Raw genomic sequence first — 5157 nt, 5'->3', positions numbered from 1 at the left:
CGCCCTGCCCGTGCCGCCGCCCGCCGGCACAGAGCCCCAGGACGCCGTGCTCCCCGACGCCGTCCTCGCCGACGGCCGGCCCCCGGCGGACCCCGCCCCGCCGGCGGTCGGCACGCGGACGCCGTACGGGCCGCCCGCCGGACCGCCGTCCGCCGACCCGTCGCCGTACGGCACCCCGCTCTACGACTCCCCGTCGTCCGGCACCCCGCTCTACCACTCCCGGCCCTACGGCACGCCGCCGGAGACCCGCAGCCCGGCCGGCCCCGCCGCCGCGCCCCTCGTCGCCGCCCTCGTCGCCGCCGTCGCCGTCGCGGTCGCCCTCGGCATCCTGCTGCTGTCGACGCGCTGACCGACGCGCTGACCGACGCGCTGACCGGGGCGCGTCCGCCGGCGGGCGCCGGCACGGCGCGCGGGCCCGGCGGGAAATTGTTACCGCCGGGTACCCGAACGGCCCGCGTCCGGCATACCCTCGCCCCCATGACGGACACGCAGGCATCCGCCCACGCCACCGCGCCCACGCCCCCCGCCGCGCCGACCGCCCCGTCGCCGGGGGCGCGGCGGGGGGCGCGAACCCCGTGGCCCCCGCGCCCGCCGGGGCGCGCACCGCCGCCGACGTGGTCACGCCCGAGGTGGTCGCCCGGCTCGCCCGCGGCGTCGTCGGCTCCGGCCGGACCGCCAACCACACCCCGTTCACCGGGGAGCGGCTCGCCGAGCTGCCCGCGTCCACCCCCGAGGACGTGGCGGAGGCGTTCGCCCGCGCCCGCACCGCCCAGACCGCCTGGGCCGCCGTGCCCGTCCGCCGCCGCGCCGCCGTCCTGCTCCGCTTCCACGACCTGCTCCTGGAGCGCCAGGCGGAGGTCCTCGACCTCGTCCAGCTGGAGACCGGCAAGGCCCGCCTCCACGCCCACGAGGAGGTCCAGGCCGTCGCGTCCGCCGCCCGCCACTACGGCGTGCGCGCCGCCTCGTACCTGGGTCCCCGGCGGCACACCGGCGCCCTGCCGGTCCTCACCCGGGTGACCGAGCTGCGCCGGCCGCGGGGCGTCGTCGGCCAGATCGTCCCCTGGAACTACCCGCTGGAGCTGTCCGTCGGCGACGCGCTGCCCGCGTTCGCCGCGGGCAACGCCGTCGTCATGAAGCCCGACACCGAGACCGCGCTGACCGCCCTGTGGGCGCGCGAGCTGCTCGTCGAGGCGGGGCTGCCCGCCGGGGCCTTCCAGGTCGTCCTCGGCGACGGCCCGGTCGTCGGCCCCGAGGTCGTCGACCGCGCCGACTACGTGTCGTTCACCGGCTCCACCCGCACCGGCCGCGAGGTCGCCCGGCGCGCGGCGGCCCGGCTCGTCGGCGTCTCCCTCGAACTCGGCGGCAAGAACCCCATGCTGGTCCTGCGGGACGCCGACGTGGAGAAGGCCGCCGCCGGCGCCGTCCGCGCCTGCTTCTCCTCCGCCGGGCAGCTGTGCGTCTCCGTCGAGCGGATCTACGTCCACGAGTCCGTCGCCGACGCGTTCCTGGAGCGGTTCACCGCCCGGACGAGGGCGATGCGGCTCGGCACGTCCCTCGCGTACGGCGCCGACATGGGCTCCCTCACCGGCGAGCGGCAGCTCCGGGCCGTCACCCGGCACGTCGAGGACGCCGTCGCCAAGGGCGCGAAGGTCCTCGCGGGCGGCGTCCCCCGCCCCGACGTCGGCCCCCTCTTCCACGAGCCGACCATCCTCGAAGGCGTCGACGCGTCGATGTCCGTGTACGCGGAGGAGACCTTCGGCCCGGTCGTCTCCGTGTACCGCTTCACCGACGAGGACGAGGCGGTCGAGCGCGCCAACGACACCGCGTACGGCCTCAACGCCAGCGTCTGGACCCGGGACGGCCGCCGCGGCCTCGCCGTCGCCGCCCGCCTGCACGCCGGCACCGTGAACGTCAACGAGGCGTACGGGGCCGCCTACGGCAGCGTCCAGGCGCCCATGGGGGGCATGAAGGACTCGGGCCTGGGGCGCCGCCACGGCGCGGAGGGCATCCTCAAGTACACCGAGGCCCAGACGATCGCCCGGCAGCGCCTGGTGCCGCTCGCCCCGTCCTTCGGCACGGACGACGAGGGGTACGCGGCGCTCATGAGCCGCGGCCTGAGGCTGATGAGGGCCCTGCGCCTGCGCTGACGGCGGGCGGCCGCGCGCCGCCCGCCCCCACCCTTCGGCACGAGGAGGACCATGTCCCAGGCACCCCCCGCCCGGAACCGGCCGGAAGCCGCGCGGACGGCCCCCGGGGACGACGCGTACGACTACGACGTGGTCGTCGTGGGCTCCGGCTTCGGCGGCTCCGTCGCGGCGCTGCGCCTCACCGAGAAGGGCTACCGCGTCGGCGTCCTGGAGGCCGGCCGCCGCTTCACCCCCGCCACCCTGCCGAAGACCTCCTGGGACCTGCGCGACTACCTGTGGGCCCCTGCCCTCGGCCTGTACGGCATCCAGCGCGTCCACCTGCTCGGCAACGTCATGGTCCTCGCGGGCGCCGGCGTCGGGGGCGGCTCCCTCAACTACGCCAACACCCTCTACGTGCCGCCGCCCGCGTTCTTCCGGGACGGGCGGTGGGCGTCCGTCACCGACTGGCGGGCCGAGCTCGCCCCCCACTACGACCAGGCCAGGCGCATGCTCGGCGTCCGCCTCAACCCCACCACGACCCCCTCCGACGTCCACCTCAGGGCGGCGGCGCGGGCCATGGGCGTCGGCGACACCTTCCACCTGGCGCCCGTCGGGGTCTTCTTCGGCGACGGCCGGGACGCGGACGGCACCACCAGGGCCGCCCCCGGCGACCGGGTCCCCGACCCGTACTTCGGCGGGGCCGGTCCCGCCCGCCGCGCCTGCGTCGAGTGCGGCGCGTGCATGACGGGCTGCCGGTACGGCGCGAAGAACACCCTCACGGAGAACTACCTGTACCTCGCGGAGAGGGCGGGCGCCGCCGTCCACCCGATGACCACCGTCACCGCCGTGACCGAGGACGGCGACGGCGGGCACCTCGTCCGCACCGTCCCCACCGCCCGCCGCCGCAGGGGCACCCCCCGCACCTACCGCGCCCGCCACGTCGTCCTCGCGGCCGGCACGTACGGCACCCAGACCCTCCTGCACCGCATGAAGGACCGGGGACTGCTGCCCCGCGTCTCCGACCGGCTCGGGGAGCTGACCCGCACCAACTCCGAGGCGCTCGTCGGCGCCCAGACCACCGACCGCCGCTACCGCAGGCTGCACGGGGCGCCCCGCGCCGACTTCACCCGGGGCGTCGCCATCACCTCGTCCGTCCACCCCGACGAGCACACCCACATCGAACCCGTCCGCTACGGCAGGGGCTCCAACGCGATGGGCGTCCTGTCGATCCTCCAGGTCCCCTACGCGGAGAACCGCGTCGCCGCCTGGCTCGGCAACGTCGCCCGCCACCCCGTCCAGGCACTGCGGTCGCTGTCCAACCGCCGCTGGTCGGAGCGGACCGTCATCGGCCTCGTCATGCAGTCGCTCGACAACTCCCTGACGACGTACCGCAAGCCCGGCGGCCTCGGCAGGGGCATGCTCACCGCCCGCCAGGGCCACGGCGCCCCCAACCCCAGGCAGATCCCCGAGGCGACGCGGGCGGCGACCCTGATCGCCGAGGAGATCGGCGGCTTCGCCGGCTCCAACGTCGGCGAACTGGCGGGCACCCCGCTCACCGCGCACTTCCTGGGCGGCTGCACCATCGGGGCCACCGCGCGGGACGGCGTCGTCGACCCGTACCACCGCCTGCACGGCCACCCGGGCATCTCCGTCGTGGACGGCTCGGCCGTCTCCGCGAACCTCGGGGTCAACCCCTCGCTCACCATCACCGCCCAGGCGGAGCGCGCCATGTCCCTGTGGCCCAACAAGGGCGAGCCGGACCCCCGTCCCGCCCCGGGCGCCCCNTACGTGCGGGTGGCCCCCGTCGAACCCGGGAGCCCGGCCGTCCCGCCGGGCGCCTTCGCGGCGCTGCGGCTGCCGTACGCGGGCCCGGATCCGGACCCGCACCCGCGCCCGGACCTGCGCCCGGACTCGGATCCGGGTCCGTCGGAGGCCCCGCCGGAGACGCGGGGCGGGTGACGCGGCCCGCGCGCGGCAGCCGTTCCCCCGGAGAAGACCCGGTGGGGAGGGCACCGCGGAGAAGACCCCGCCGGGAAGACCTCCCGGGGAAGACCTCCCGGGGAAGACCTCCTGGGGAAAACACGGCGGGGAAAACCCGGCGGGGAAAACACTGCGGGGAAAACCCGGCGGGGAAAACCCTGCGGGGAAAACCCTGCGGGGAAAACCCTGCGGGGAAAACACGGCGGGAAGACGCCTCGGGGAAAACGCAGGGAGGCGCTGCGCCCCCCTCCGAGCGCAGCGCCTCCCTCGTCCTCGGGTGCGTCCGCTACGCGGCGGCACCGTTCTGCCGGCGCTTCAGCGCGAAGACGACACCGGTGCCGGCGACGAGCGCGATGCCACCGGCGATCCCGATGACCGGCAGCGCGGAGTCGGAACCGGTCTCGGCGAGGTTGCCGGTAACGGGGAGCTCCTTGATCCCGCCCTGCGGCTTGGTGTCCGGCTTCTCGACGTCCTTGCCCGGGCCCTCGCCCGGGGTGGCCTCGCCCGGGTCCTCCACGGAGGTGCCGGGCTTCAGCACGGCGAACTCGACCAGCGCGCCGCTGTTCTCGGCGATGCACTCCTGGCCCTTGACGTCACCGATGTAACCGCCGGTGCCGAAGGCGTAGCTGTCACCGGCCGGGGCGGCCTTGTCGATGCGGACACGGAGGTCGATCTTCACGAAGTCCTTGGGCTTCATGGTCTCGACGCCCCAGAAGTAGCCGCCGGCCCACTCCTTGTCGCCGATGCTCTCCCACCTGTTGCTGTCCGGCAGCTTGAACTGCAGGTCGACGTACTTGCTGAGCCACTTGGACTCGTCTTCCTCGAAGTTCTCGACCTCGGCGAAGAAGGCGACGTCCTTGAGGTCGAGCTCCGACTCGTTCGTGATGGTGAGGCCGAAGTCCTCCCAGCCGCTGCCGGCCACGATCTTGCCGGGCAGGCCGGAGATCTCGACGTCGAGGGCCTTCTCCTCGAAGTTCTCGTCGACCTGCTCGCAGTACGGCAGCTCCTCGCCCTCGTCCTCGCCCTCGCTCGGGGTGGGGCTGGGGNNCTG

The 5157-nt window shown here is 75.4% G+C and carries 1 protein-coding gene and 2 pseudogenes; all 3 read left to right on the top strand.

Translation table 11 applies throughout. From position 1 onward, the window contains the following. Window positions 1–349: pseudogene (locus tag MW084_RS04725) on the top strand (hypothetical protein); the annotation flags it as partial. Between the two features lie 226 nt (window positions 350–575). After that, window positions 576–2147: a succinic semialdehyde dehydrogenase gene (locus MW084_RS04720; RefSeq protein WP_275563485.1), complete on the top strand. Its 1572-nt coding sequence runs from the start codon at window positions 576–578 to the stop codon at window positions 2145–2147. Window positions 2148–2198: 51 nt separating this feature from the next. Next, window positions 2199–3910: pseudogene (locus MW084_RS04715) on the top strand (GMC oxidoreductase); the annotation flags it as partial. Window positions 3911–5157 lie beyond the last annotated feature (1247 nt).

The organism is Streptomyces sudanensis, assembly GCF_023614315.1.
GTDB lineage: Bacteria > Actinomycetota > Actinomycetes > Streptomycetales > Streptomycetaceae > Streptomyces > Streptomyces sudanensis.
This window is presented reverse-complemented; position numbering and strand designations above follow the sequence as displayed.